The sequence below is a fragment of the Sphingomonas sp. genome, from assembly GCF_965227385.1.
Lineage (GTDB): Bacteria > Pseudomonadota > Alphaproteobacteria > Sphingomonadales > Sphingomonadaceae > Sphingomonas.
Window position 1 is genome coordinate 494,870 of sequence record NZ_OZ245750.1, and the last position, 26,874, is coordinate 521,743.

General features: G+C 65.6%; 29 protein-coding genes and 1 tRNA gene. 19 read left to right on the forward strand and 11 right to left on the reverse strand.

Annotation, left to right across the window (positions count from 1 at the left end; translation table 11 throughout):
- The first annotated feature begins 41 nt into the window (after positions 1-41).
- Entirely contained in the window at positions 42-530 is a 489-nt protein-coding gene (locus tag ACO05N_RS02315; protein WP_422055593.1) for an SH3 domain-containing protein, read from the forward strand.
- Here the strand turns inward: ACO05N_RS02315 and ACO05N_RS02320 are convergent.
- Positions 527-1,213, reverse strand: a complete 687-nt coding sequence (locus ACO05N_RS02320) for an RlmE family RNA methyltransferase (RefSeq protein WP_422055594.1) — start codon at positions 1,211-1,213, stop codon at positions 527-529. The two genes, ACO05N_RS02315 and ACO05N_RS02320, sit on opposite strands and share 4 nt — an antisense overlap.
- On the reverse strand, positions 1,210-2,247 hold the full coding sequence (locus ACO05N_RS02325) for a Ppx/GppA phosphatase family protein (protein ID WP_422055595.1): 1,038 nt from the start codon (positions 2,245-2,247) through the stop codon (positions 1,210-1,212). Before ACO05N_RS02325 ends, ACO05N_RS02320 begins: the two co-directional genes overlap by 4 nt.
- A 190-nt stretch (positions 2,248-2,437) precedes the next feature.
- On the opposite strand from ACO05N_RS02325, the gene ACO05N_RS02330 reads away from it, so the two are divergent.
- Together ACO05N_RS02330 and ACO05N_RS02335 are read left to right on the forward strand one after the other, a co-directional pair.
- Positions 2,438-2,511, forward strand: a tRNA-Gln gene (locus ACO05N_RS02330).
- A gap of 249 nt (positions 2,512-2,760) precedes the next feature.
- Complete coding sequence (locus ACO05N_RS02335) at positions 2,761-4,716, forward strand: putative bifunctional diguanylate cyclase/phosphodiesterase (protein WP_422055596.1); 1,956 nt, start codon at positions 2,761-2,763, stop codon at positions 4,714-4,716.
- A gap of 20 nt (positions 4,717-4,736) precedes the next feature.
- Here ACO05N_RS02335 and ACO05N_RS02340 read toward each other — a convergent pair whose 3' ends face one another.
- Positions 4,737-5,924: an acetyl-CoA C-acyltransferase gene (locus tag ACO05N_RS02340; protein ID WP_422055597.1), complete on the reverse strand. Its 1,188-nt coding sequence runs from the start codon at positions 5,922-5,924 to the stop codon at positions 4,737-4,739.
- A 54-nt stretch (positions 5,925-5,978) separates the two neighbouring features.
- Between ACO05N_RS02340 and ACO05N_RS02345 the strand changes: the two genes are divergently transcribed.
- The 3 genes from ACO05N_RS02345 to ACO05N_RS02355 are packed head-to-tail and all read left to right on the forward strand — an operon-like array spanning position 5,979 to position 8,396.
- Positions 5,979-6,251 (forward strand): hypothetical protein, encoded by a 273-nt coding sequence (locus tag ACO05N_RS02345; RefSeq protein ID WP_422055598.1) that lies wholly within the window; start codon positions 5,979-5,981, stop codon positions 6,249-6,251.
- Positions 6,244-6,987, forward strand: a complete 744-nt coding sequence (locus tag ACO05N_RS02350; RefSeq protein WP_422055599.1) for a prepilin peptidase — start codon at positions 6,244-6,246, stop codon at positions 6,985-6,987. The genes ACO05N_RS02345 and ACO05N_RS02350 overlap by 8 nt, the downstream gene beginning before the upstream one ends.
- A gap of 2 nt (positions 6,988-6,989) precedes the next feature.
- On the forward strand, positions 6,990-8,396 hold the full coding sequence (locus ACO05N_RS02355) for a coniferyl aldehyde dehydrogenase (RefSeq protein WP_422055600.1): 1,407 nt from the start codon (positions 6,990-6,992) through the stop codon (positions 8,394-8,396).
- Here the strand turns inward: ACO05N_RS02355 and ACO05N_RS02360 are convergent.
- From ACO05N_RS02360 to ACO05N_RS02375, 4 genes are all read right to left on the reverse strand, one after another.
- Positions 8,393-9,085, reverse strand: coding sequence for a glutamine amidotransferase (locus ACO05N_RS02360; RefSeq protein WP_422055601.1), 693 nt, complete (start codon positions 9,083-9,085; stop codon positions 8,393-8,395). The two genes, ACO05N_RS02355 and ACO05N_RS02360, sit on opposite strands and share 4 nt — an antisense overlap.
- Before the next feature lie 82 nt (positions 9,086-9,167).
- Positions 9,168-10,571, reverse strand: coding sequence for an NAD(P)H-dependent flavin oxidoreductase (locus ACO05N_RS02365; RefSeq protein WP_422055602.1), 1,404 nt, complete (start codon positions 10,569-10,571; stop codon positions 9,168-9,170).
- Positions 10,572-10,631: 60 nt separating this feature from the next.
- Positions 10,632-11,762, reverse strand: a complete 1,131-nt coding sequence (locus tag ACO05N_RS02370) for a glycosyltransferase (RefSeq protein ID WP_422055603.1) — start codon at positions 11,760-11,762, stop codon at positions 10,632-10,634.
- A 405-nt stretch (positions 11,763-12,167) separates the two neighbouring features.
- Positions 12,168-13,043: an alpha/beta fold hydrolase gene (locus tag ACO05N_RS02375; RefSeq protein ID WP_422055604.1), complete on the reverse strand. Its 876-nt coding sequence runs from the start codon at positions 13,041-13,043 to the stop codon at positions 12,168-12,170.
- A gap of 18 nt (positions 13,044-13,061) precedes the next feature.
- On the opposite strand from ACO05N_RS02375, the gene ACO05N_RS02380 reads away from it, so the two are divergent.
- The 8 genes from ACO05N_RS02380 to ACO05N_RS02415 all read left to right on the forward strand — a co-directional run bounded on the left by ACO05N_RS02380 (position 13,062) and on the right by ACO05N_RS02415 (position 20,215).
- Complete coding sequence (locus ACO05N_RS02380; protein ID WP_422055605.1) at positions 13,062-14,498, forward strand: protein adenylyltransferase SelO family protein; 1,437 nt, start codon at positions 13,062-13,064, stop codon at positions 14,496-14,498.
- A gap of 70 nt (positions 14,499-14,568) precedes the next feature.
- On the forward strand, positions 14,569-15,984 hold the full coding sequence (gene astD / locus ACO05N_RS02385) for a succinylglutamate-semialdehyde dehydrogenase (RefSeq protein ID WP_422055606.1): 1,416 nt from the start codon (positions 14,569-14,571) through the stop codon (positions 15,982-15,984).
- A 101-nt stretch (positions 15,985-16,085) separates the two neighbouring features.
- A complete protein-coding gene (locus ACO05N_RS02390) occupies positions 16,086-16,259 on the forward strand; it encodes a hypothetical protein (RefSeq protein ID WP_422055607.1) in 174 nt (57 codons plus the stop codon).
- Between the two features lie 66 nt (positions 16,260-16,325).
- The gene (cobA, locus tag ACO05N_RS02395; protein ID WP_422055608.1) at positions 16,326-17,111 is read left to right on the forward strand and encodes a uroporphyrinogen-III C-methyltransferase; all 786 of its coding nucleotides are present in this window, start codon (positions 16,326-16,328) and stop codon (positions 17,109-17,111) included.
- Entirely contained in the window at positions 17,108-17,404 is a 297-nt protein-coding gene (locus tag ACO05N_RS02400) for a DUF2849 domain-containing protein (protein WP_422055609.1), read from the forward strand. The genes cobA and ACO05N_RS02400 overlap by 4 nt, the downstream gene beginning before the upstream one ends.
- A gap of 1 nt (position 17,405) precedes the next feature.
- The gene (locus tag ACO05N_RS02405) at positions 17,406-19,037 is read left to right on the forward strand and encodes a nitrite/sulfite reductase (RefSeq protein WP_422055610.1); all 1,632 of its coding nucleotides are present in this window, start codon (positions 17,406-17,408) and stop codon (positions 19,035-19,037) included.
- Entirely contained in the window at positions 19,030-19,452 is a 423-nt protein-coding gene (locus tag ACO05N_RS02410; protein WP_422055611.1) for a DUF934 domain-containing protein, read from the forward strand. Before ACO05N_RS02405 ends, ACO05N_RS02410 begins: the two co-directional genes overlap by 8 nt.
- Positions 19,445-20,215: a phosphoadenylyl-sulfate reductase gene (locus ACO05N_RS02415; protein ID WP_422055612.1), complete on the forward strand. Its 771-nt coding sequence runs from the start codon at positions 19,445-19,447 to the stop codon at positions 20,213-20,215. The genes ACO05N_RS02410 and ACO05N_RS02415 overlap by 8 nt, the downstream gene beginning before the upstream one ends.
- Positions 20,216-20,219: 4 nt before the next feature.
- Here ACO05N_RS02415 and ACO05N_RS02420 read toward each other — a convergent pair whose 3' ends face one another.
- The gene (locus tag ACO05N_RS02420; protein ID WP_422055613.1) at positions 20,220-20,891 is read right to left on the reverse strand and encodes a hypothetical protein; all 672 of its coding nucleotides are present in this window, start codon (positions 20,889-20,891) and stop codon (positions 20,220-20,222) included.
- Positions 20,892-21,000: 109 nt separating this feature from the next.
- Here ACO05N_RS02420 and ACO05N_RS02425 point away from each other — a divergent pair, with 109 nt between their 5' ends.
- The gene (locus ACO05N_RS02425; protein ID WP_422055614.1) at positions 21,001-21,852 is read left to right on the forward strand and encodes a hypothetical protein; all 852 of its coding nucleotides are present in this window, start codon (positions 21,001-21,003) and stop codon (positions 21,850-21,852) included.
- 46 nt (positions 21,853-21,898) lie between these two features.
- Here the strand turns inward: ACO05N_RS02425 and ACO05N_RS02430 are convergent, their stop codons facing one another.
- The gene (locus ACO05N_RS02430; protein ID WP_422055615.1) at positions 21,899-23,425 is read right to left on the reverse strand and encodes a replicative DNA helicase; all 1,527 of its coding nucleotides are present in this window, start codon (positions 23,423-23,425) and stop codon (positions 21,899-21,901) included.
- Positions 23,426-23,521: 96 nt separating this feature from the next.
- Between ACO05N_RS02430 and ACO05N_RS02435 the strand changes: the two genes are divergently transcribed.
- From ACO05N_RS02435 to dcd, 4 genes are read left to right on the forward strand one after another with little or no spacing between them, the layout of a single operon-like run.
- Positions 23,522-24,004: a UPF0262 family protein gene (locus tag ACO05N_RS02435; RefSeq protein WP_066655590.1), complete on the forward strand. Its 483-nt coding sequence runs from the start codon at positions 23,522-23,524 to the stop codon at positions 24,002-24,004.
- Entirely contained in the window at positions 24,001-24,675 is a 675-nt protein-coding gene (locus ACO05N_RS02440; RefSeq protein ID WP_422055616.1) for a GH25 family lysozyme, read from the forward strand. Before ACO05N_RS02435 ends, ACO05N_RS02440 begins: the two co-directional genes overlap by 4 nt.
- Positions 24,672-25,121, forward strand: coding sequence for a cytidine deaminase (locus ACO05N_RS02445; RefSeq protein WP_422055617.1), 450 nt, complete (start codon positions 24,672-24,674; stop codon positions 25,119-25,121). Before ACO05N_RS02440 ends, ACO05N_RS02445 begins: the two co-directional genes overlap by 4 nt.
- Positions 25,122-25,159: 38 nt before the next feature.
- Entirely contained in the window at positions 25,160-25,714 is a 555-nt protein-coding gene (dcd, locus tag ACO05N_RS02450; protein WP_422055618.1) for a dCTP deaminase, read from the forward strand.
- 174 nt (positions 25,715-25,888) lie between these two features.
- Here dcd and ACO05N_RS02455 read toward each other — a convergent pair whose 3' ends face one another.
- On the reverse strand, positions 25,889-26,251 hold the full coding sequence (locus ACO05N_RS02455; RefSeq protein ID WP_422055619.1) for a tetratricopeptide repeat protein: 363 nt from the start codon (positions 26,249-26,251) through the stop codon (positions 25,889-25,891).
- Between the two features lie 170 nt (positions 26,252-26,421).
- The gene (locus ACO05N_RS02460) at positions 26,422-26,850 is read right to left on the reverse strand and encodes an ExbD/TolR family protein (RefSeq protein WP_422055620.1); all 429 of its coding nucleotides are present in this window, start codon (positions 26,848-26,850) and stop codon (positions 26,422-26,424) included.
- Positions 26,851-26,874 lie beyond the last annotated feature (24 nt).

Sequence of the window (26,874 nt, forward strand, 5' to 3'; positions counted from 1 at the left end):
CGCCCCTAAGATGGGGCCGACAGGTGTTCGCGGGGGAAATAATGCAATTGCGGGTGGTTCTTGCCGCGCTGGTCACGGTCGCACTGGGGATTTGCGCGATCGGCGACGCTTGGGCGCAGCAGCGCAAGCCGCCCTATTTCGCGTCGATCGCGGCGAGCAAGGCGCGGATGCGCACCGGCCCGGGGCGTAACTATCCCGCCAGCTGGCTGTATGTCCGCGCCGACCTGCCGATCAAAGTGATCGAAGTGTATAACGACTGGCGCAAGGTCGAGGACCCGGACGGGACGCAGGGCTGGATGCTGGTGTCACTGCTTTCGAGCACGCGCACCGCGATCGTCGTCGGATCGGTGCTGGAGATGCGCGACGAGCCGCGTTTTGGCGCGCGCGTGAACTGGCGGGCCGCCCCCGGCGTCGTCGGCAAGATCAGCAAATGCCGCCGTGGCTGGTGCTGGCTCGATGTGCACGGGCGCGGCGGTTATGTCGAACAGAACCGCATCTGGGGCACCGAACCGGGCGAGGAAGTGCCCTAGACCTCTTCCTCCGGGCTATCCGCCCGCCCCTTGAACCCTTGCGCCACGACGAACCACTCGACCGATCCCTTGCGGCTCGACGGCGGCTTGGCGTGTTTGACGCTGATGAAGTTGCGCTTCATCTCCGCGACCAGCGCACTGTCGGCGCCGCCGGCAAAAACCTTGGACACGAACGCTCCGCCCGGCGCTAGATTCCGGATTGCGAAATCGAGCGCGGTTTCCACCAGTCCCATGGTGCGCAGCGCATCGGTCTGAGCATGACCGACCGTGTTTGCAGCCATGTCCGACAGGACCAGGTCCGGCGCGCCGCCCAGCGCTTCTACCAGCCGTTCGGGCGCCTCATCGTCCATGAAATCCATCTGAAAGATCGTGACCCCCTCGATCGGATCGACTGGCAACAGGTCGATCCCAACGACTGCAGCCTTCGGGATCTTGCGCCGCACCACCTGGCTCCAACCACCAGGTGCGATGCCGAGATCGACGACGCGCTTCGCGCCCTTGAGCATGTCGAACTTCTCGTCGAGTTCGAGGAGTTTATACGCAGCCCGACTGCGATACCCCTCCGCCTTGGCGCGCTTGACATAAGGGTCGTTGAGCTGACGCTCGAGCCAGCGGATCGACTGGCTGGTGCGCCCGCGCCCGGTGCGCACGCGCGTGTGGCCCCGTGTCCCGCCGCGGCTCACAGCGTGCGCCCGTCGATCAACCGGCGCAAAATGCCTTCACGAATGCCGCGGTCGGCGATGCCAAGCCGTTCGGCGGGCCAGATGTCCATGATCGTCTCCAATATCGCACAGCCCGCAACCACCAGATCGGCCCGCTCGGCACCGATGCACGGAATCGCCGACCGGCCGCTCAGGTCGAGTTCGGCAATGCGCCGGCTGACCGCCCGCATCGACGCGGCCGGCACGATCAGCCCATCGACGGCATTGCGGTCATAGGACGGCAGGCCAAGATGCACGCTCGCCAACGTCGTAACGGTACCGCTCGTGCCGAGCAGGCGCGGCGTACCGGTGATCTTTGTCAGACGGGCGACAAAGGGCGCAAATGCCTCCACCACCGCCGCGCGCATCCGGGCGTAAGCGGCGGCGCGCGTTCCGGCATCCTGCTCGCCCACGATGCCGCGCGCCTCGGTCAGCGACACGACGCCCCACGGCGCGCTATGCCAGTCGAGGATGCGGGGCTGCTCTCCCGTCGAGTCGACCACCACCAGCTCGGTCGACCCACCGCCAATGTCGAACACCAGCGCCGGACCATCGCCCGGTTCCAGAAGCGCATGGCAACCCAGGACGGCAAGCCGCGCTTCTTCCTCTGCGGTGATGATGTCGAGCACGATCCCGGTTTCGCGATAGACGCGCTGGATGAATTCCGGCCCGTTCGTCGCCTGTCGGCATGCTTCGGTCGCCACCGACCGCGACAGTGCAACGTTGCGGCGGCGAAGCTTTTCGGCACAGATACGCAATGCCGCGATCGTCCGATCGATCGCCGCATCCGACAGCCGCCCGCTCGATGCCAGCCCTTCGCCCAGCCGCACGATCCGCGAAAAGGCGTCGACCACGGTGAAGCCGCCGCCCGTGGGTCGCGCGATCAGCAGCCGACAGTTATTCGTACCCAGATCCAGCGCGGCGTAATGGCGCGCCTCTGGCCAGCGCGCGCGCCCCGAATTCGGGGCAAGTTCAGGGGCCGGGCGGGCCGGTCTCTTCGCCGGCGGGCGCGGCATCCTGGCGGAGCCATCCCCCATGCAACTACTCACTTATGTTCTTCCGTCACGGCCGAACTCGACCGCCGGTGCTTGGGAGGCAAGCTAGCGCAAGGACTTGGGGCCGGCAAGTGGCGCACGGGCGCATCCGTGACGTTACCCTATTGACCCGAACGCCAAGCCCGCATAGATGCGCGCGCTCCAAGCGCGATGCCCTGTCGTCTAATGGTAAGACCACGGACTCTGACTCCGTTAATTGTGGTTCGAATCCACACGGGGCATCCAATTTACCGACAGGCGCCGACCTTGTCGGCAGGCATTTCGGTCCAGCGAAATCTGAAATCGGTGCGCGCCACGGACGCGGTTTGCGCGTGAGCGGACGATTTCCGTCTGCGCCGCCCGAAAACCCCGACGTTCCGCTAGAATATGAAGTTGCAGCGGCCTGAGATCGGCTGGGTGTTTGGATCCGGCCATCCCTCGGCCCTGTGCGACGATTGAGGCGGAGCCGGGCACGGGATGACTTTCCTTCGCGCGATGAACGGATTGTGGGCCATCGGCACTTCTGGCGAGTTGGTGGCGGCGCAATATCGTGCGCTGCGCAAGCAGATACCGCTGATGTACGCGCTGATGATCGTCGACGCGGGGTTCCTGGCGGCTGCGACATTCCGTGAGGTGCCGTTGCTGCTCAGCGTCGGGGCGCCCATGTTGCTGGCGCTCATGGCGGCGGGCCGTGCGCTGATCTGGCTCAAGCGCCCTGGCGGAATCGCTGACATCGCCGACATCCGGCGCTATCTTCGCGGTACGGTCATCGTCGCCGCGGTCCTCGGCACCGCATTTGGCGGATGGGGCTTTGCGTTGATGAATTTTGCGACCGCGCAGCAAGTTTTTGCGATCGCGCTCTATATCTTTGTCGGTGCGATCGGATGTTGCTACTGTCTTCAGGCGCTTCCCGCGGCGGCACGGCTGGTCCTGCTGCTCGGCGCGGCGCCCGTCACCGCGCGTCTGCTGCTGTCCAATGATTGGTATCTGTTCGGCATCGGGGTGAACTTCGTGCTTGTCGCGGCACTGATCGCCAAGATGCTGTCGAGCTATCACGACGGCTATATCGACATGCTCAATTCACGCTCGGAAATGCTGGTCGAGCAGGCGCGCGCGCAATCAGCGGAGCGCCGGGCGCAGCAGCTGGCCTATCAGGATGTGCTGACCGAGCTCCCGAACCGTCGCGCGCTCAGCGAGAATCTCGCCGGCCTGCGCTTCCTCGCCCCGCAACGTGCCCTCGCTCTGCTGGTGCTCGATCTCGACCATTTCAAGGCGGTCAACGACGTGCATGGCCACCATGCAGGCGACGAACTGCTGCAACGCGTGGCCGAGTGCCTGACCGACACGCTGGAAGAAACCGGGACGGCCTACCGGCTTGGCGGTGACGAATTCGCCATCACGCTCGACCTCGACCGCGGCGACTCCGACCTTGCCGAAGTCACCGCGCACCGGATCGTGACCAAGCTTGCCGCGCCGTTCTGGATCGACGGGCTCGTCCATCATATCGGCGGCAGCATCGGCATTTCGCTTTATCCGCGCGATGCGACGGACAGCGAAACGTTGATGCGCCGCGCCGATATCGCGCTGTATCAGGCCAAGTCATGCGGAAGATCGCAATTTCGCATGTTCGAAGGGGCAATGGACGCGGAAATCGTCCGCCGCTCGGTGCTGGAACAGGAGTTTCGGCGGGATCTGGAACAGGGTGCTTTCCGGCCATATTATCAGCCGATCGTGCACCTTGAGTCCGAGACGGTCACCGGGTTTGAGATGCTCGCGCGGTGGAAGCGCGACGATGGCACCGATGTCGGGCCCAGCGAATTCATCCCGATCGCCGAGGAATGCGGCCTGGTCGGCGAGTTGATGCTCAACCTGCTCGAACAGGCCTGCGTCGACGCGACGGCATGGGGGCAGGACCTGACGCTGTCGATCAACGTGTCGCCGACCCAGCTCAAGGATCGTTGGCTCAGCGAAAAGATTCTTCGGGTGCTGACCAAGGCGGGGCTTCCCCCGCAGCGGCTGAAGCTGGAAATCACCGAAAACGCGCTGATCGCCGAACCCGCCCATGCCAAATCGATTATCGAGAGCCTGAAGAATCAGGGCGTGCTGCTCGCGCTCGACGATTTCGGAACCGGCTATTCGTCGATCCAGCACCTGCGCATCCTGCCGTTCGACAATGTGAAGATCGACCGCTCGTTCATCAGCGGCATCGAACATGACGTCGAGGCGCATCGCATGGCGGTGTCAATGATCCACCTCGCCTTCAACCTCGGCCTGTCGGTGGTGGCCGAGGGGGTCGAAAGCGACGGTGTCCTCGCAATTCTGAAGGAAATCGGCTGCGCCGAGGGGCAGGGCTATTTCTTCGGCCGCCCGGTCAACCAGGCCAGCGCCCTCGCCCTGCTCGACGGAGCGCGCACGGTATCCGCCGCGCGCGAACGCCGCGCCGCTCGATAACCGCCGGCGTCGCGAACCGGTCAGTCGATCAGTTCCAGCGCCACGGCAGTCGCCTCGCCGCCGCCGATGCACAAGGATGCCATCCCGCGCTTCTGACCATTGTTCTGCAGCGCGGCGATCAGTGTCGCCATGATCCGCGCGCCGCTCGCCCCGATCGGGTGCCCCATCGCGCACGCACCGCCATTGATGTTGAGCACGTCGTGAGGGATCGACAGGTCGCGCATCGCGATCATCGCGACCACGGCGAACGCCTCATTCACCTCGAACAGGTCGACATCGCCGACGCCCCAGCCGGCCTTAGCCAGCGCCTTTTGCATGGCGAACACCGGCGCGGTCGTGAAACGCGCCGGGGCATGGGCGTGCCCCGCATGCGCCACCAGCCGCGCGACCGGGGTCAGGCCCAGCCGCTCCGCCACCGACGCCCGGGTCATCACGAGTGCCGCCGCGCCATCCGAGATGGACGAGGCATTGGCGGCGGTCACCGTGCCATCCTTGGCAAAGGCAGGCTTGAGCGTCGGGATCTTGGCGGGATCGCCCTTGGCGGGCTGTTCGTCGAGCGCGACGGTGACCACGCCCTTGCGCGTCTTGACCTCGACCGGCACGATCTCGCGGTCGAACCCGCCGGACCGCTGCGCTGCCTGAGCGCGGGTCAGGCTGGCGATGGCATAGTCGTCCTGCGCCTCGCGCGTGAACTGATATTCGGTCGCAATCTCCTCGGCATAGGTGCCCATCGCGCGGCCGGGCTCATAGGCATCCTCCAGCCCGTCGAGGAACATGTGATCGAACAGCCGGTCATGCCCGATCCGCGCGCCGTTGCGGTGCTTGAGCGACAGATACGGCGCGTTGGTCATGCTCTCCAGCCCACCCGCGATGATCAGGTCGGCTGACCCCGCCACGAGCGCGTCCGACGCCATGATCGCGGCCTGCATGCCCGATCCGCACATCTTGTTGACCGTCGTCGCCTCGATATGCTGCGGTAGACCCGCGCGGATCGCCGCCTGGCGCGCGGGGGCCTGACCAAGACCGGCCGGCAGGACACAGCCCATATAGATGCGCTCGATCGCCTCACCCTTCAGGCCCGCACGCTCGACCGCCGCGCCAACCGCCGCCGCGCCCAGTTCGGTCGCGGTCACATCGGCCAGCGCGCCCTGCATGCTGCCCATCGGCGTGCGGGCATAGGAAACGATGACGACGGGATCGGTGGACATGTTGGCCTCTCCGGGAGTTTGCTTGTCGGGCGATCTAGGCTTGCGCCCCCACAAATGCAAAAGGGAGCGACGATGGAACTGCTCGACATCCTCAAATGGTTCGCCTCGATCAGCGGCATCATCGCCGCGTTCATGGTCAGCCTCGACAATGGCCGCCGCGTCACCGGATGGGGCTTTGCGCTGTTCGTCGCGTCGAGCATCGCGTGGATCAGCGGGGCGCTCATCCAAGGCGAGGAAGCGCTGTTGTCGCAGAACGCGGTGCTGTTCGGGATCAATATCTTCGGCGTCTATCGCTATCTGATCCGCAAGAAGGCTGTCGATGGCTGACCTTTACTGGCCGATCCTGCTTGGCATCCTTGGTGCGGTGTTCGGCAGTTTCATCGCCACCGTCGCCATCCGCTGGCCGCAGGGGCGGAGCGCGTTGCAGGGGCGGTCGGCATGCGACGGATGTGGCAAGGCACTGGCAGCGCATGAACTGATCCCGCTGGTCAGCTTCGTGCTGCAGCGCGGGCAGTGCCGGGCGTGCGGACAGCGCATCCACCCCGCCCACCCGGCTACCGAAGTTGCGGGGCTGGCGATCGGGACCGCTGCCGGGCTGGTCGCCCCGGGATGGGAGGGCGTGGCGGGTGCGGTATTCGGCTTGTTGCTGCTGGCACTGGCCGCGCTCGACCTTGCCGCCTTCTGGCTGCCCAATGTGCTGACCGGTGCGCTTGCAGTAACCGGCGTAGTGGACGGCATCTTTTTCGAACCCGGATGGATCGACCGCATTCTGGGCGGGCTGATCGGGTTCGGCCTGCTCTATCTGGTCGCCTTCACCTATCGCCACGTCCGCAAACGCGAGGGACTGGGCGGGGGCGATCCCAAGCTGTTCGGGGCGATCGGCCTGTGGCTGGGCGCATCGATGCTTGCGCCCGTTTTGCTCGGTGCGAGCGTCACTGGCCTTGCCGTCGCATTGGCGATGAAGCTGTCGGGACGCGAAATCGGGATGACGAGTCGGCTTCCACTCGGCACATTGCTTGCCATCGCCGCATTCCCGGCGTGGCTCTATTCGGTTGGAGTGTGACGATGCGCGAGATTCTGGACGCCCAGCGGGCAGCGTTCATGGCGGAACTGCCGGTCGGGCTGGACGTGCGCAAGGATCGGTTGAAGCGCGCCGCCGCGATGATCCGCGACAATGCCGCGCGCTTCTGCGACGCGCTGAGCGAGGATTTCGGGCATCGCAGCCGTCAGCAATCGATGATCACCGATATCGCGGCATCGGTGTCCCCGCTCGACCATGCGCGCAAATCGCTCGACCGTTGGGCGCGGCGCGAAAAGAAGCCGGTGATGTTCCCGCTAGGCCTGCTCGGCGCAAAGGCGTGGGTGGAGTATCAGCCCAAGGGCGTGGTCGGGATCATCTCGCCGTGGAATTTCCCGGTCAATCTGGTGATGAGCCCGCTCGCCGGCGTATTCGCGGCCGGCAACCGCGCGATGGTCAAGACGAGCGAATTCACCCCGGTCACCGCCGCATTGTTCGAAGAGCTGGCGCCCAGATATTTCGACCCGACCGAACTGGCGTTCATCAGCGGCGGTCCGGATGTCGGCAAGGCGTTCGCGTCCCTGCCCTTCGACCATCTGCTGTTCACCGGCGCGACGGGCGTTGGCCGGCATATCCTCCACGCCGCCGCGGACAATCTGACGCCGGTGACGCTGGAGCTGGGCGGCAAATCGCCCGCGATCCTCGGCCGCTCCGCCAATCTGGCGCAGGCGACCGAGCGGGTGGCGCTGGGCAAGATGCTCAACGCCGGGCAGATCTGCATCGCGCCGGACTATCTGATGGTCGCGGCGGAACAGGAGGCGGCTGCGGTCGACGGCATCGTCGCGGCGGCTTCGGCGATGTATCCGACGTTGCTGACCAACCCCGACTATACCTCGGTCGTCAACGACCGGCACTATGCCCGTCTGACCGCTGCCCTTGCCGATGCGCGCGAAAAGGGCGCGGAGGTGATCGCGGTCAACCCGGCGAACGAGGATTTCGCCGCGTCGAACAGCCGCAAACTCCCGCTGCACATCGTGCGCAACCCGACCGACGACATGATCGTGATGCAGGAAGAGATTTTCGGCCCGATCCTGCCGGTGCGAAAGTACGACAGCATCGACGGCGCGATTGCCGAGGTGAACCGGCGCGATCGTCCGCTCGCGCTTTATTATTTCGGAACGGATGAGGGCGAGCGCCGCCGCGTGCTCGACCGGACGATCTCGGGCGGGGTCAGCCTCGACGACACGATCTTCCATGTCTCGATGGAGGAGCTTCCGTTCGGCGGGATCGGGCCGTCGGGCATGGGCGCCTACCATGGCGAGCCGGGCTTTCGCACCTTCAGCCATGCCAAGTCGGTATTCAAACAGTCGAAGCTCAACGTCGCCAAGCTCGGCGGGCTGATGCCGCCTTATGGCAAGACCACCGACACGGCGATCAAGCGGCAGATCGGCTAGAGTCCGCGCAGCCACTCGGCGATCATTGCCCGCCCTGCCGTCACGGCGTCGCGGCCGTGGCGGTCATGCTGGGCGCGCAGTTCGGAGATGGTCAAGCCAGCTTCTGCAACATAGTCGTCCGACCCGTCCAGCCACTGTTCGAAGCGCGGATCCTGGCCCATTTCGGCGTGAAATTGCAGCGCGAGGATCTCCGGGCCGCGGCGGAACGCCTGATGGTGATAGGCGTCGGTGGAGGCGAGCAGTTCCGCGCCCTGCGGCAGCGCAAACGTGTCGCCATGCCAGTGCAGCATCGGCACATCGGCGACGTGGCGTAGCGGCGAATCGGAAATATCGTGCAGTTTTACCGGAGCGAAGCCGACTTCCTTGACCGGCCCGGCATGGACGTTCGCCTCCATCGCCGCGGCGATCATCTGTGCGCCGAGACAGACCCCCAATGTCGGCAACCCCAGCGAGACACGGCTGGCCAGCCGGTCGATCTCGCAGTCGATCCACGGATGCTCCTCGCGCTCATACACCCCCATCGGTCCGCCCATCAGGATCAGCAGATCGGGGGTGTTGAAGTTAGTCCGCGAAAATTCGGGATCGGATACGTCGATCCGTGCGAGTTCATAGCCCGCGGCCTCGATAGGTTCGCGGAACCCGGCGATGCCTTCGAACGGGACGTGACGGACGATCAGGGCGCGCTTCATACCGGAATTATAGGAAGCGCTGCCGCCGGTGCGAACAAGCGATCCTTGAATGCGGCAAAGCCAAGAGCCCAGCCCCGGCCCGTCAGTCCCCCGTCAGGATGCGATCGACCAGCTGCTTCACCGTTGGCACGAAGCCGTTGGAGTAGAAGGGGTCGCGCTTGAAATTATAGGCGGCGTGGCCGGCGAACATCAGGTTCTGGTCGGTCGGGCCGCCATGGGCGATGTCCTGCAGCGTCTTCTGGATGCAGAAGCTGCGCGGGTCGGCAAGGCGGCCGGTCGAGTTGGTCTCGCTATCCGCCCAGCTCGAGAAGCTGCACTGGCTGAGGCAGCCCATGCAGTCGGCCTGATCCTTGCGGATCAGCTGCTTTTCGACCGGATCGACGAAGATCAGCGTGTTGTCCGGCGTCTTGAGCGCATCGGTAAAGCCAAGGCCAACCCATTCGCGCGCGCGCAGCAGATCGTTACGGGTGACCCAGAAATTGCGGCCCTTCACCCCGGCGTCGAGCTGGAAGGTGTGGTCGCCCGCCTGCTCGGTCGAATAGGGGATCTGGCGTTCCGAACGCGCCTCGAGATTGCGCAGGAACGGGTTGCGAACCGCCGAGGAATAGAAGCCGGTCGGCGAGAAGCGGTGGAGCAGGACGTCGCCCTCCTCGATCTCCATCAGCTTTGCCTTCCACTCGGCGGGAATCGGCGATTCCTGAGTCAGCAGCGGACGGGTGCCGAACTGGAAGGCGATGGTGCCCAGCTCGGGATTGTCGATCCAGTCGGACCAGTCGCGCAGATACCAGACGCCGCCAGCCATCACGATCGGCACATCGTCCGAAATGCCGCCTTCACGCATCACGTCGCGCAGTTCCTTGACGCGCGGATAGGGGTCCTGCGGCGCGCGCGGGTCTTCGGCGTTGGACAGGCCGTTATGTCCGCCGGCGAGCCAGGGATCTTCATAGACCACCGCCGCCAGCCACTCGCTCGCCTTGGAATAGGCGCGCTTCCACAGGGCGCGGAAGGCGCGGCCGGAGCTGACGATGGGCAGATAGTTGACGCCGTAGGAGGCGGTGATCTCCGACAGCTTGTAGGGCATGCCCGCGCCGCAGGTGACGCCGGCGACCATGCCGCGGGTCCGTTCCAGCACGCCGTGCAGGATGCGCTGGGCGCCGCCCATTTCCCACAGAACGTTGATATTGATCGCGCCCTTGCCGCCCGAGATTTCGAACGCGCGCTTGACCTGCTGGACCGCGCCTTCGATCGCATAGGCGATCAGCTCTTCATGGCGTTCGCGACGGGTCAGCGCCTTGTAGATCTGGGGGATGATCTTGCCATCGGCGTCATAGCTGTCGGCGTTGACCGCGCTGACCGTGCCGATGCCGCCTGCTGCGGCCCAGGCCCCCGCCGAAGCGTGATTGGTCGCCGCGACGCCCTTACCGCCCTCTACCAGCGGCCAGACTTCCTGGCCGTTATAGACGATCGGCTTCAAACCCTTGAACAAGACTTCCTCCGGAAAATTTCGCGCGACCCTAGCCGCGATCCTTGATTTTGGCGAGGGGAATCACCCCAGCGCACCCGGGCGACCTACCGCTTCTGAATAGAGCTTTGCATAGGACGCGATCATCGTCTCTTCGTCGAACAACGCACGGGCGCGTTGCTGGTTCGCCTTGCCCACCGTCCGCCGCGCGTCGGGATGGGCGGCGAGCACCTCGATGCGGTCGCGCAGATGGACCGGATTCCAGTCCTTGCTGATCGTCGCGACATTGTCGGGGTGAACCATCTTGGCGACGTCGCCGACCGGGGTCGAGGCGATCGGAAGGCCCGCCGCCATCGCCTCCATCACCGCGATCGGCTGTTGCTCGCTCTTCGATGAAAGCGCGAAAATGTCGAACAGACCCATGTACTTATGCGGATCGGGTAGGAAGCCGGCGAGCAGCACCTGTTTCTCCATACCCATATTCGCAATCGTATCCTCGATCGCCTCGCGGTCGGGGCCTTCGCCGACGATCACCAGTTGCGCCTTGGTCCTCATGCCGCCGACCGCGCGGACCAGCATCGGAATATCCTTGACCGGCCGCAGCCCGGCCAGCGTGCCGACCACGACATGGCCGGGCAGGCGCTTGAAGCCGGGAATCGCCTTGGGATCGGGCTTGCGGCCATAAGCGGCGACGTCGATGCCGTTGGAGATGCGGTGGATGCGCGCCCGGGGCTGCTTCCACACATGATAGGCGATACTCTCCAGCGCGTGCGACGGTACGACCAGGCCATGCGCCGCGGTGAGCGCGATGCGGCGATACATGTTGCGGACGCGGTTGAGGCGGAACGCCTCGTCGGAGTTGAAGCCGTCCTCATGGTGGATCACCGGCGGCATGTTCTTGCCGAAGACGCGCCGCGCCATCACCCCGTCGATCGCGCCCCAATTATAGGTGAGGACCAGGTCGAACCGCGCCATGAACCTGGCAATCGCCTCGTACCGGGCGACCGAGGGCTTGCCGGTCAGTGGCGGCGGATTCTGCGCGATTTCGTAGCGAACGCCCTTCGCGATCGCGTCGCGGGCGCCATAAGCCCCCTCGACCCCGGAGACGATCACATGCTTCGCCCGGTCACCGAATGCGTTCATCAGGCGGACGGCGCGGGCTTCCTTGCCGCCCAGGTCGAAGCTGGAGTGGAGGTGCAGGATGTTGAGCATCATCGGCGCCTTGCAGTCCTGATTTCCCGGGCGGTGTCAACCGGGGTGTCCGACGAAGCTGACGTAAATGCGGGGGTATCGGGCGGAAGCGACTGCGAGGCGACTGCGAGGCGACCCGTTTTGGACTGGGGCGCGACAGATGGGCGGCGGCTGCGCGACGGGCGCGCGACAAGATGACAATTGGGGCGGGACCGCGACGCGACACCTGCGCGACTGCCAAGCGGCGGGTGCGCGACCGTGTCAGGCGAGGTGATTTGCGGGAGGGGGAGTCGGATCGTGTCCACCCCAAGGGTAGATCAGAATAAATCCAACATTGGAAGGGGATTGGAGGGGCGGATAGTTACGCGCGCTTCTTAGCCCTCTCCCGCGAGCGGGAGAGGGCTAAGAAGCAGAAGCGGATTGAGTTGGTTAAGCGACCCGCGCCAGCAGCCGGTCGATTGCGGCTTCCGCTTCGGGTTCGTCCAGCGTGGGGGTGTGGCCGGTGTCGGGCACCGTGACCAGTTCGCTCCCTGCGACCGCGCGATGCATCCGCTCCGCGACTGCAGCGGGGAGGATATCCGATGTCCCGCCGCGCACGATCAGCAGCGGTTTGTCCGCCAGCCCGTCAAACGCGCGCCACATGTCGGGGCCGGCTTCGTTGCCGGGGACGCGGAATGGTTCGGCGATCTTCATGTCATAGTCGAGCACGATCCGGCCCGCGCTGGTCAGGCGGTGCGTGCGCTTGGCCATGTCGAGCCATTCGGTGGTGCCCCAATTGGGGTAAACATGCGCGTTCGCCTCCGCCACTGCGCGGGCGGCGTGCATCCAGGTGGGGTGCCAGGTCGATTTGCCGACATAGCCGCGGATGCGCCCCAACCCTGCGGGATCGATCTCGGGCCCGACATCGTTAAGCACCGCGCCGGCAATCCGTTCGGGATGGGTCGAGGCCATCAGCATCGTCAGGATGCCGCCCAGCGACGTGCCGACCGCGACGAAGCGGTCGAGCTTCAGCTCCGTGACCAGCGCCTCAAGATCCTGGAGATAGGTGAGCGGGACATAGCTCATCGGATCCTTGGCATAGCCGCTCTCGCCGCGCCCGCGCAGTTCGACCGCAATCACGCGCCATTCGCCCGACAGCCGCTCGGCCAGCTTTTCATAGTCGCGCGCGTTGCGGGTCAGCCCGGGGATGCAGAGCAGCGGCGGACGGTCCGCACGACCCGAATAGTCGCGATAATGCAGGCGCAGGCCGTCGCCGGACCACCAATAGCCATCGGTATAACGGGGCAGGTTGCGCGCGGTCGCCATCGCCCCCCATATCGCCGCATGGCCGATTTCCCGCAAGCGCCCGAATTGCCCGACCAACCCCCTTTGCGCTGGTACACGCCCGATCCGGCGGTGCTGAAGCTGGGCGATGCGTTCTACGATCCCGTCGCGGCGGCGGACTTTCCGCAGACCATCCTGCGATTCCGTAACGATCGTGCGGCGGCAGAGGTCGGGCTGGACCCGCTCACCGACGAGCAATGGATCGCGCATTTCGGGCGGTTCGCGCCGTTGCCGGGCAACCTGCCCCAGCCGCTGGCGATGCGCTATCACGGCCATCAGTTCCGCGTGTACAACCCCGATCTGGGCGACGGGCGCGGCTTCACCTTTGCCCAGATGCGCAGCCATGACCGGTTCGACCTGATGGAGCTGGGCACCAAGGGTTCAGGGCAGACGCCGTGGAGCCGGTTCGGCGACGGGCGGCTCACGCTGAAGGGCGGCGTGCGCGAGTTGCTGGCGACCGAGATGCTCGAAGCGCTGGGCGTGCGCACCTCCCGCAGCTTCTCATTGATCGAGACCGGCGAGGCGCTGGAGCGCAACGACGAGCCCTCCCCCACCCGCTCCGCCGTGCTGGTGCGGATGAGCCTGGGGCAGATCCGCATCGGCACCTTCCAGCGTCTCGCCTATCACGGCGATACCGAGAATATGCGGCGGCTGGTCGACTGGTGTCTCGACGAGATGATCGGCGTCGAGAAGGATGAAGACCCGGTTGCGCAATTCTTCGGGCTGGTGGTCGCGCGCGTCGCGAGCCTCGCCGCGAGCTATATGGTCGCCGGGTTCGTGCATGGCGTGCTCAACACCGATAATATCAACGTGATGGGCGAGAGTTTCGACTATGGTCCGTGGCGGTTCGCGCCGACATTCGACCCCGGCTTCACCGCCGCCTATTTCGACCATGCCGGGCTCTATGCCTTCGGCCGCCAGCCCGACGCGATCCTGTGGAATGTCGCGCAGTTGGCGGTGTCGCTGCGGGTGATCAGCGAGGCGCCGCCGCTGATTGCCAAGCTGGAGGAGTTCGAGACCTATTACCGGCTATTCTATCAGGACCCGTTGCAGCGGCGGCTGGGCGTGCTGACGCGCGACCGCAAGAGCGATACCGAGCTGGGCTGGCGGCTCAAGGAGGCGGTCGAGCGCGCGCTGATGGCAACCGGGCATGGCATCGACCGGTTCTTCTTCGATGCCTATGGCGGCACGCTGCCCGACAGCTATGGCGCGGAATGGGACGCGGTGCGTGGCGTTCTGGCCGAATATGAGCCGATCCCGCAGGGCCGCTCGCACCCCTATTTCGCGGGCGGCGAGCCCTGTTCGATGCTGATCGACGAGGTCGAGACGATCTGGGCCGCAATAGACCGCGACGACGATTGGCGACCGTTCCACGCAAAGGTCGCGGCGATCCGACAGATGGGCGAAGCGCTCGACGCGGGCGGGCGATACTGGTGAGGTGGCAACGCGTCCAATAGCTGCTAGAGAACAGCCCATAGTCAGGGCCACAAGCACATAGAAAGACCGAATGCCCGCCACGGAAATCATTTCGACCGAACCCGCCACCGGCGCCGTCCTGTGGCGGCACAAGATCGGCGACGTCGACGGAGAGGTTGCCAAGGCCCGCGCGAGCTGGGCCGAATGGGCCGCGCGTCCGCTTGCCTTTCGGATCGAGGCGCTGCGCCGCTTCGCCAATGTTGTGCGGCAGAAGAGCGATGCCTTTACCGACCTGATCGCGCGCGAGACCGGCAAGCCGCTCTGGGAAGCGCGGACCGAGGTCGAAACGGTGATCGCCAAGGTCGATATCTCGATCGCCGCCTTTTCCGAGCGCACCGGACAGCGGCGGATCGATGCGGCGATGAACACGCGCCTCGCGCTGCGGCACAAGCCGCACGGCGTGCTGGCGGTGCTGGGGCCGTACAATTTCCCGGCGCATCTGCCCAATGGCCATATCGTCCCGGCGCTGCTGGCGGGCAATGCGGTGGTGTTCAAACCATCGGAAAAGACCCCCGCGACCGGCTCGTTCCTGGTCGAATGCTTCCATGCGGCCGGGGTGCCCGAGGGGTGCATCCGCCTGCTGATCGGCGGGCCGGACGAGGGCAAGGCGCTGGCCGGCCATGACGGGATCGACGGGCTGTTGTTCACCGGCTCTGCCCGCACCGGCATCGCGCTCAACCGCGCATTCGCGTCGAAGCCCGAGAAGATCCTGGCGCTGGAGATGGGCGGCAACAACCCGATTCTGGTGTGGGACACGCCCGACATCTATTCCGCCGCGGTGCTGGTGGTGCAGTCGGCGTTCACCAGCGCGGGGCAGCGCTGCACCGCCGCGCGCCGACTGATCGTCGACGAGAAATTGTTCGACCCGCTGGTGGGCGAGGTCAACCGGTTGATCGGGCGGCTGATCATCGGCGAGCCGCATGCCGACCCGGCGCCGTTCATGGGACCGGTGATCGACAACGACACCGCCGATTTGCTGACCGAAAGCTTCCTCGAGCTGACCTTCCTGGGCGGCAAGCCGCTGCGGCATATGGAGCGGCCGATCGAGGGCCGGCCCTTCGTCACCCCGGCGATGATCGACATGACCGATGCGCGCGAAAAGCCCGATGTCGAGCTGTTCGGCCCGATCCTGCAGGTCATCCGGGTCAAGACGTTCGAAGAGGCGATCGCCGAGGCGAACAACACCCGCTATGGCCTGTCGGCGAGCCTGGTGAGCCAGAATCCCCAACTGTACGACCAGTTCTGGGCGAATATCCGCGCGGGCATCGTCAACTGGAACAAGCCGACCAATGGCGCCAGTTCGTCGGCGCCGTTCGGCGGCATCGGCTGGTCGGGCAACCATCGGCCCAGCGCCTTCTACGCCGCCGACTATTGCGCCTATCCGGTAGTATCGTCCGAATCGGAACAGGCGCGGGTGTCGATTGGGATCGGGTTGCGCGAAGGCTGACACCACGCCCACGCCATCCGACCTTGGCGCGAATCGCGAATTTATTCAGGTAGATGCGATGAGTTGCGGAACAGGCGCCGCGCCTGTGGATTGAGCGCGCCGTGAAACCGCTCGTCCTTGCGTCGCCCGCCCCGCCCCGTGCCCAGCGTCTGGCCCAGGAGGCCCGCAATTGCCTGACCATCGCGGTCGGGCATGGCGATGTCGCGTTCACCGCGGAGCTGATCGACGAGGCGCTGAAACTGGCCCAGCGCGCCCGCGAGCTTGCCAAGACATAGATTCGCTAGCCCATCCCCAAGCAACCCTCGGTTGTGGCTTGGCCGCCCGGCATCCATCTGGGTGGCATGGTTTCCCTGCTCGATCCCACTGCGCGTGGTCGCGTCATCCTGGTCGGTGCCGGCCCCGGCGATCCCGGCCTGCTGACCGTCCGCGCGGTCGAAGCGCTCAAGTCCGCCGATGTGCTGGTCCATGACGGGCTGGTCGATCCGCGCGTGCTCGACCTCGCCCCGCACGCGCACCGCATCTGCGTCGCCAAGAAGCGGTCGAAGCATACGGTGCCGCAGGACGGCATCAACGCGCTGATCATCGCGCATGTGAAGACCGGCGCGATCGTCGTTCGGCTGAAGGGCGGCGATCCGTTCATCTTTGGCCGGGGCGGCGAAGAGGTCGAGGCGGTGCGCGCCGCCGGGCTGCCGGTCGAGGTGATTCCGGGCGTCAGCGCGGCGCTGGGCGCTGCGGCTGAGGCGATGCTGCCGCTGACCCATCGCGACTGGTCGAGCGCGGTCAGCTTCGTCGCGGGCCAGTGCAAGGGGCTGAAGGATCAGGACTGGTCCGGCCTTGCCGGCAAAGGCCGTACGCTGGTGATTTACATGGGCGTCGCGACCTGCCCCGACATTGCCGAAAAATTGATGGGCGACGGCGTTGCCCCGGACATGCCGGTCGCGGTGCTCGAGCGCGCGACGCTGCCGGGCAGCCGCGCGATCCAGACATTGCTCGCCGACCTCGGCCCGATGGTCGAGCGCGAGAAGGTGCAGAGCCCGGCGATCATCGTGGTCGGCGAAGTGGTCGCGCTGTCGGATGCGCAGGACAAGCTCGCCAGCTGGGCGAAAGCGGCGGAGGCACTCGCATGAAATTGCTGACCGGAAACGATCTTGCCACCGGCGACGTGACCTGGTGGACCGGCAATGGCTGGTCGCGCCATGTCGAGGATGCGGTCGATGTCGGCGAGACCGGCGAGGCGATCGCGCAGGCGGAGGAAGGCGCACGGCGCGTCAACGGTCCCTATGTGATCGACGCCACCGCAACGCCCGAGGGGCCACGCCCCGCGCATATCAAGGACCGCATCCGCGCGCTCGGCCCGACCGTGCGCCCGGACCTGACGCTCAAACCCGCCGATCCCAATGCCGGCAGCTGGGTGATCTGACATGTACAAGTACGACGAATATGATCATTCCATCGTCGCGGCCCGCGTCGAGGAGTTTCGCGATCAGGTGCAGCGCCGCCTGGCGGGGCAGATTACCGAGGATCAGTTCAAGCCGCTGCGGCTGATGAACGGCCTGTATCTGCAGCTGCACGCGTACATGCTGCGCGTCGCGGTGCCCTATGGCACACTGGACAGCCGGCAGATGCGGATGCTGGCGCATATCGCGCGCAAGTACGACCGCGATTACGGCCATTTCACCACGCGCCAGAACATCCAGTATAACTGGATCAAGCTGGAGGACGCGCCCGACATCCTCGCCGAACTGGCGACGGTGGAGATGCATGCGATCCAGACCAGCGGCAATTGCATCCGCAACATCAGTTCCGACCAATATGCGGGCGCGGCGGCGGACGAGTTGACCGATCCGCGCCCCTGGGCCGAATTGCTGCGCCAGTGGAGCACGTTCCACCCCGAGTTCAGCTACTTGCCCCGCAAGTTCAAGATCGCGGTGATCGCGGCGGACGAGGATCGTGCGGCGATGCGGCTGCACGATATCGGGCTGCAGATCGTCGAGCGCGACGGGCGCCATGGCGTGGCCGTCTATGTCGGCGGGGGCATGGGGCGTACCCCCATGATCGCGCCGCTGATCAACGAATTCGTGCCGTTCGAGGACTTCCTGTCCTACATGGAAGCGTGCCTGCGCGTGTACAACCGCTATGGCCGCCGCGACAATATGTACAAGGCGCGGATCAAGATCCTGGTCCATGAGATCGGCGCGGACAAATACCGTGACGAGGTCGCGGCCGAGTTCATCGAGGTCAAGAAGCTGGGCATCGACCCGCCGCGCGCGGAGTTCGACCGGATCGCCGCGCATTTCGCCGATCCGGCGTTCGAAAGCGGCCTCAGCGACGAACTCGACCGCAGCGATCCCGACTTTGCCGTCTGGCTCGACCAGCAGGTCGTGGCGCACAAGCAGCCCGGCTATGCCATCGTCAACATCAGCCTGAAGCCGGTCGGCGGCATCCCGGGCGATGCGTCGTCTGCGCAGATCGACGCGATGGCGGACCTGGCCGAGCGCTACAGCTTCGACGAACTGCGCGTCACGCACGCCCAGAACATCGTGTTGCCGCATGTGCGCAAGGCGGACCTCTATGCGGTGTGGCAGAAGCTGGTCGAAGTCGAGCTGGCCGACGCCAATCTCGACCTGATCAGCGACATCATCGCCTGCCCCGGTCTGGATTATTGCAGCCTTGCCAATGCACGGTCGATTCCCGTGGCGCAGAAGATCGCGACGCGCTTCGCCGATCTCGGGCGGCAGCGCGAACTGGGCGAGCTGAAGCTCAAGATCAGCGGCTGCATCAACGCCTGCGGCCACCATCATGCCGGGCATATCGGCATCCTGGGCGTCGACAAGAAGGGCGTCGAAAACTACCAGCTGTCGTTCGGCGGATCGGGGGCGGAGGATGTCTCGCTCGGCCAGATCACCGGTCCCGGCTTCAGCGAGGACGGCGTGGTCGACGCGGTCGAAAAGGCGACCGACGTCTATCTCGCCCAGCGTCAGGATGGCGAGCGGTTCGTCGACACCTATCGCCGGATCGGCATGGCCCCATTCAAGGAGGCGATTTATGGGTGACTTGCGCTATCGCGACGACGCCGCGCATGACGAGCCGGCGGTGACGCTCGACGCGTTCCTCGGCCAGTCCAACGCCACCGCCGTTCGGCTGGAATCGGGCGACGACGCGCGCGCGCTGCTGCCGCATCTCGAACGCCTCGCGCTGGTCGAGGTGAGCTTCCCCAAGTTCCGCGACGGGCGCGGTTATTCGGCGGGCCGCATCCTGCGCGAGGCGGGCTATACCGGCGAATTGCGCGCGCAGGGCGATGTGCTGGTCGACCAGATCCCGCTGATGCGCCGCTGCGGTTTCGACAGTTTTGCGCCCGAAGCGCCGGTCGACGAGGCGGTGCTGGCCGCGGCGCTGGCGCGCTACGATCATGTCTATCAGATCGCGGCGGACGGCCAGGTGCCGGTCTGGAAACGGCGGCATGGCTAACGTGGCTGCCCGCAAGATCGACCGGATCGACCTGACGCCGCGTTTCGGCGAGCGCGACGCGATCCGGCTGAACAATCTGTTCCGTGGCGTCCCGACGGAGGAGATGCTGCGCACCGTGCTGACCGAAGCGATGGTCGGCGATGTCGCGCTGGTGTCGTCCTTCGGCGCGGAGAGCGCGGCGCTGTTGCATCTGGTGGCGTCGATCGATCCGGCGGTGCCGGTGCTGTTCCTCGACACCGGCAAGCATTTCCCGGAGACGCTTGCCTATCGCGACACGCTGGTCGAACGGCTGGGGCTGACCGGGCTGCGCGTGCTGACGCCCGATCCTGCAGTGCTGGAGAAGAAGGACGGAAGCGGATTGCGCTGGTCCTATGACCCCGATGGCTGCTGCGAGATCCGCAAGGTGCTCCCGCTCGATGCCGCGATGGCGGGGTTCGACGCGAGCATCACCGGGCGCAAGGCGTTCCAGGCGAGTACACGCAACGCGCTGCCGCGGTTCGAGGTGGACGCGGCGGGCAAGCTGAAGGTCAACCCGCTCGCCGACTGGACCAAGGACGATATCGAAGCCTATTTCGCCACCCATGACCTGCCGCGCCACCCGCTGGAGGCGCAGGGATACCTGTCGATCGGCTGCGCGCCGTGCACCAGCAAGGTCAAGCCCGGCGAAGACCCGCGATCGGGCCGCTGGGTCGGATGGGACAAGACCGAGTGCGGGATCCATACGCCGGTGACGGATGGGGACCCGGATCTGCCGGTGTTCTGATCGCTCAGGCGAACAGCGGCGCGACCAGAAAGATCATCACGAGACTGGCGCCCATCGCGATCGCCGCCTGACCCAAACCAGCGATCAGCGAGCGCTTGAGATGTTCGGCGAACCACCGCGCCTGCACCATGAGGTAGATGAGTAACGTTGCTGCGGTGATCCCCAGACCTAGCGGCAATGCCCAGTCGACGCGATGCACGGTCGTCAGCAACGTGCCGATCCCGATCAGCAGTGCGAACGGCGCGGCGGCGTAGCATTGCGCATAGAAGGCCGGGCGCAACGAATCCCGGGTCAGACGCTTGCGCTGGGCCCGTACCAGTCGCACCGCGAACATCAGCGGAAACACGCTGAACACAATAAGGCGCAGGATGACGAGGCTGGTATCGTCCTTCACCAGCGCGGCCAGGCCGTGGTTGCTGCGTACCAGAATGTTGTCACCGACAAAGGCGAGTTCGAGAGCGTGCGAGAGCAGCAGGGAGACCAGCAGGAACAGCGGCGGGGTCAGCGTATCCGTATATTGTTCGCCCGCGCTCTGGTTCAGTTCGCGATCGGAATAGTCCATCATCACCAGCGGACGACGCAGCACCCTCCACAGGGTTAGCGGATAGAACACCAGCCACGACATCACTTCGTAAAGGAGATCGTCCAAGGATTTGAGCAGGCTCATGAAATGCATCGACGGCACCTTTCCGGGAGCCCGGTGTGCTCCTAGCCTGAACATGCGCCCGATCGGCGCGACTCGACAAGGTTGAAGCATTCGTCCCCGTTCATTGAGGAGATTTTCGATGCGAAGGACCACCCCGATAACCGCCGCGGCATTGGTCGCAACCTTTTCGCTGAGCAGCGCGGCCCATGCCCAGAACACCCCCTATGACCTGCGCGACATGGTCGGTGCGCGCGCCGGACAGGCGGAGGGCGAGTTGCAGCGGCGCGGCTATAGCTTCGTCCGAAGCCAGACCGGCGACGACCGCAAATGGACCTATTGGTGGAATGCCGATCGCCGCCTCTGCGTGTCGATCGCCACGGTGAATGGGCGGTATGACTCGATTGTCACTGCGCCTGCACCCGATTGCCGCCAGCAGGCGGACGGCGGGCGACCCGACCGGCCTGACCGGCCGGGCCGGCCCGGCTGGGATGACGACCGCCCCGGTCGTCCGGATCGTCCGGGTGCAGGCGGCCCCGGTGGCCCCGGCGGCTGGCCCGGCGGACGCCCGATCTCGCTCGGCCTCGTGTGCTTTGGAGAGGGACAAAAGCCCGCCGTGGCAACCCGCTATGGCTGGCAGTGGAACTGGGACAGCGGACGCTATGATTTCGGCAACCGCACCGAGCTGACCCGGCAGCAGTTCGACGCATCGCTGATGATCCAGCTATGGGACGGCGGCGGGCGCATCCGCCTGCCCCGGTCGCTGATCCCGCCGATCCATTCGGGCGGCACCAACCGCGACGGGTGGTGGGACCTCAACGACGTCTACACCGATCGCGACCAGATCCGCGCGACCTATCGCCTCAATGGCCTCAACAAGCCGCGCGTGACCATCGATCGGCGAAGCGGGCGGATCAACATCCAGGGCCTGTCCAGCTACCGCTTCCGCGGCGATTGCGACACGATCGACGGGGCGCGGCACCAGCGGTTTTAGAGGTCTGAACGTAGCTCCCCTCCCGCTTGCGGGGGGGGGGCTTGGGTTACTCGTACGGCTCGGCCACCATGTCGCCGGCATAATCGCTGAAGCGCGTGAAGCTCGATTCGAAGCTCAGCAGCACCTTGCCGGTCGCGCCGTGGCGCTGTTTCGCGATGATCAGTTCGGCGAGGCCGAAGACGCGCTCCATTTCGAGCGCCCACTTTGCGTGATCCTCGAACGTCTTGGGATCGTCGCCTTCGCGCGGGCGCTTGGGTTCACGGGCGGCGACGTAATAATCCTCGCGGAACACGAACCACACCATATCGGCGTCCTGCTCGATCGAGCCGGATTCGCGCAGGTCCGACAGCATCGGGCGTTTGTCCTCGCGGCTTTCGACCGCGCGGCTGAGCTGCGACAGGGCGATCACGGGGACGTTGATGTCCTTGGCCAGCGTCTTGAGGCCGCGGCTGATTTCCGAGATTTCCTGGACGCGGTTGCCGTCGCGGTTGTTGCCGCTGCCCTGAAGCAGCTGGAGATAGTCGACGATGACGAGGCCGAGTTCGCCGTCATGCTTGGACTGGAGGCGGCGTACGCGGCTGTGCAGCGAACTGATCGTCAGGCCGGCGGTGTCGTCGATGTAGAGTGGCAGCTGCTCGAGGTCAGCGGCGGCCTGTGCCAGCTGGGCGAACTCGGCCTTGCTGATATTGCCCATGCGCAGCGCTTCGGACGCGATGCGCGAGCTTTCGGACAGGATACGCAGCGCCAGCTGGTCCGCCGACATTTCGAGGCTGAAGAACGCGACCTTGGCGCCGATCGATTCCTTCGGGCTGATGCCAAGCCGGATATCGTCCATCATCCGGCGCGCGGCGTTGTAGGCAATGTTGGTGGCGAGCGAGGTCTTGCCCATGCCGGGACGGCCGGCAAGAATGATGAGATCGCTGTGGTGCAGACCGCCGATGCGGCCGTTGACCGAATCGAAGCCGGTGGTGACGCCAGCGACCCCGCCGCCCGCGCTCTGCGCACGCTTGGCGTTTTCGAGCGCGATCTTGGTCGCTTCGTTGAAGGATTTGACGGTGTTGGCGGTACCGCCATCGGCCGCGACCTTGAACAACGCCTCTTCGGCGCGGTCGATCTGTTCGCGCGGGTTGACGTCCTCGCTGGTGTCGAGCGCCTTTTCAACCATGTTGCGGCCGACCGTCACCAGTTCGCGCAGCAAAGCGAGGTCGTAGATCTGGCGCGCGAATTGCCGCGCGCCGATCAGGCCCGCGCCCGATCCGGTGAGCTGGGCGAGGTAGCCGGGACCGCCCAGCTGGGCCATGCCCTCGTCCTTTTCGAACAGAGGCTTGAGCGTCACCGGGGTCGCCAGCATGTCCTGTTTACGCAGCGTCTTGATCGCGCGGAAGATGCGGCCATGGACGGGCTCGAAGAAATGCTGGTCCTGCAACACTTCGACGATGTCGTCGGCTAGGCGATTGTCGATCATCATCGCGCCGAGCAACGCCGCCTCCGCCTCCACATTCTGGGGCAGGCGCGGGGCGGCATCCGCCGGGGCGGCCGAAGAAGCCGGGGGAATCGTTGCTAGCGTGGCCATAGGCCCCCTTTCCCACTCCCGCCGCGATCGCTCAACCCGCCACGGCCTGTTTATCCTGTGGACGAAACCGGGTCGCGCCCCGTAAGTGGCGGGACCATGGCCGACCCCCGGATCATCGACGTCACGCTGGACGAGCGCACGATCCTGTGGCGCTCGGCGGATATCGAGCAGGAACGGCGAATCGCGATCTTCGATTTGATCGAGGAGAACAGCTTCGCGCCGCAGCGTGCCTATCCCGATGGCTATGCCGGGCCATACCGCATCGCGCTGTCGGTGCCGGAAGGGCGGTTGCAGCTGGACATCAAGCGCGCGGATGACAGCGCGCTGGAAACGCTGATCCTGAGCCTGGCCGCATTCCGCCGTCCGATCCGCGATTATTTCGCGATCTGCGACAGTTATTTCCAGGCGATCCGCAGCGCGACCCCGGCGCAGATCGAGACGATCGACATGGCGCGGCGCGGCATCCATGACGATGCGGCACGGCTGTTGATGGAACGGCTCGACGGCAAGATCGCGGTCGATCACGCGACCGCGAGGCGGCTGTTCACGCTCATTTGTGTTCTCCACATCAAGGCATGAAGACGCTGCGCATCTGGGCCGGGGTGATCCTCGCGCTGGCGCTGGTCGGCGTGTGCGCTTGGATGTGGGCGATCGCCTGGGCACCGGCGCGCAGCGACTATGCGCAGCAGGGCATCGACGTGTCGGACGAGGCGGGGAAGATCGACTGGTTCACCGCGCGCAGCAGCAATCTCGACTTCGCCTATGCCCGCGCGACCGTCGGCGCCGATGTGCGCGATGCGCTGTTCGCGGAGAATTGGGCCGGGATTTACGAGGCGGGCATCCGGCGCGGGGCGCTGCACGCCTTTTCGCTGTGCCAGCTGGCGAGCGATCAGGCGGGCAATTTCACCGCGACGGTGCCGCGCGATGCCGATGCGCTGCCGGTCGCGATCGACCTAGCGTTCCGCGACGACTGCCCCGCCCGGCCCGAACGCGACGTGGTGCTGGTCGAGCTGCGCCAGCTCGCTGCGACGATCGAGACGCATAGCGGCAAGCCGGTGATCCTGCGCATCAGCCCGGACTTCGAAGCGCATTATCAGGTAAGCGGCGCGATCGAGCGGCCGTTGTGGAGCACCGGCATGTTCTTTCCGCCCGCCTATTCCGCCCGCCCGTGGCGGCTGTGGCAGGCCAGCACCGTTCGCCGCATCGAGGGGGCCGAGCGCCCCGTAAACTGGAACGTGATCGCCCCATGAGTGACATCGACGCCCCCGCCCTGATCGCCGCCGCGCGGGAGGCCGCGCGCAACGCGCATGCGCCCTATTCGAACTTCGCGGTCGGCGCGGCACTGCTGATGACCGACGGCAGCATCGTGACGGGCTGTAATTTCGAGAATGCGAGCTACGGCCTGTCGCTCTGCGCCGAGACGGTCGCGACGGCGCGCGCCAACGCCGAAGGGCGGCTGCGCGAGGTGGTCGCGGTCGGGATCATCGGGGGCATGATGACCGACGGCGTGGCGCATGGCAGCGACCCGATCCGGCCGTGCGGGCGATGCCGGCAGGTGCTGAACGAGGCAGCGCAACTGGGGGGCCGTGACCTTGCGGTGTTCTGCGCCGGGGCCGAGGGTGAGGCGTATGAGACGCATCGGCTGAGCGAGCTGTTGCCGCACGCATTCGGGCCGGGGGATTTGGGGATCGGATGAGCTTGCCGCTACGCCGCTTGCTCGCCTAGACCAGCCGCATGAGCATTCTCTCCGACATCTGGATTCGCGAACAGGCACAGAAGCACGGCATGATCGAGCCGTTTGTCGAGGCGCAGCGGCGGGAGGGGTGTATCTCCTATGGGCTGTCCTCTTACGGCTATGATGCCCGGGTGGCGGACGAGTTCAAGATCTTCACCAATATCGACAGCGCCGTGGTGGACCCGAAGGATTTTTCGTCGACCAGCTTTGTCGACCGCCAGACCGATGTCTGCATCATCCCGCCCAACAGCTTCGCGCTGGCGCGCACGGTCGAGTATTTCCGGGTGCCGCGCGACGTGCTGGTGATCTGCCTCGGCAAATCGACCTATGCGCGCTGCGGGATCATCGTGAATGTGACCCCGCTCGAGCCCGAATGGGAGGGGCATGTCACGCTGGAGTTTTCGAACACCACGCCGCTGCCCGCGAAGATTTATGCAAATGAGGGCGCGTGCCAGTTCCTGTTCCTCAAGGGGAACGAGCCGTGCGAGACGAGCTATGCCGATCGCGCGGGCAAATATATGGGGCAACGCGGCGTTACGCTGCCGCGGCTGTAGCAAGGGTGAGGGCGTTCGACGGCGCCTCCCCGCAGAGGCAGCGCCTCGGCGCGGCTCAACCATCACCCATCGGGAAGAACGGGCTGGCGGGGAATCGAGCCCGGCGCGCCGCTTGACCGTGACCTGCCCGCTCCCGTTTCGGGGAGCGGAAGGACGTTCGGTCGCCCGCAGGCTTTAGCGACCCGCCATCCGGCCCGCGTCGAGCAAGCGGATGCCGCGCTGGGCGACGGCGTGCGACGCGATCGTCTGGCCGTCGACGACGTCCATCGCCACAGGCTTCAACGCGAGCACGCGGTGATAGAGCGCGCGCGCCTCGGCCGCGCGACCGGTGCGGGCATGGACCGCAGCAAGGTTCAGCAGAATTTCGGGACGCGCGGGGAAGATGCGCTGTTCGGCGAGCAGCACGCGCTCGGCCTGGTCGTAATCGCCCGCCGCAATCGCAAGATGCGCATTGGGCTGTTCTGCGGACTGGGCCTGCACCGCCGGGACCGCCGCCAACGGTGCAGCCAGGACAATCGAGGCAAGGACCTTATGCATTGCACGCCCTCCTAATATGACAGTTCAATGACACATTGGTGTCACTAATGTTTCAGGAGTGCAAATGCGTTGATTGCAATCGCGGGTGGAGACGCCAGGCCGTCATTCACAGGACAAAAAAAGGGCGACCCGAGGGCCGCCCTTGATCATTGTCCGGATCCCCGGAGCGATCAGAAATCGTTGCGATACTGTTCGTTGCCGACGAAGCCGAGCTTCGTGACCGCCGACCGCTTGATGATCGCCAGCACCTCGTCGACGCGCTCATAGCGTGCCTGCGGGTTGGGCTGGAAATGCAGTTCCGGTTCCGGCGTGATCTGAAGGCTGGCATCCAGATACTGGCGCAGCGTCACATCGTTGATCTCGCTGCCGTTCCAGTAGATGCGGCCATCGGGCTCGATCGTGATCTTGTTCTTCTGCGGTTCGATCACCTGCGGCGGCGGGGTGCCGGTATTCTGGGGAAGGTCGACCTTCACCGCGTGCGACTGGGGCGGGATGGTGACGATCAGCATGATGAGGAGCACGAGCATGACGTCGATCAACGGCGTCGTGTTCATCTCCATCATCGGCTCGCCGTCGTCTTTACCGGCGCTCATTGCCATGACGTATACTCCTGAATTTCGGGC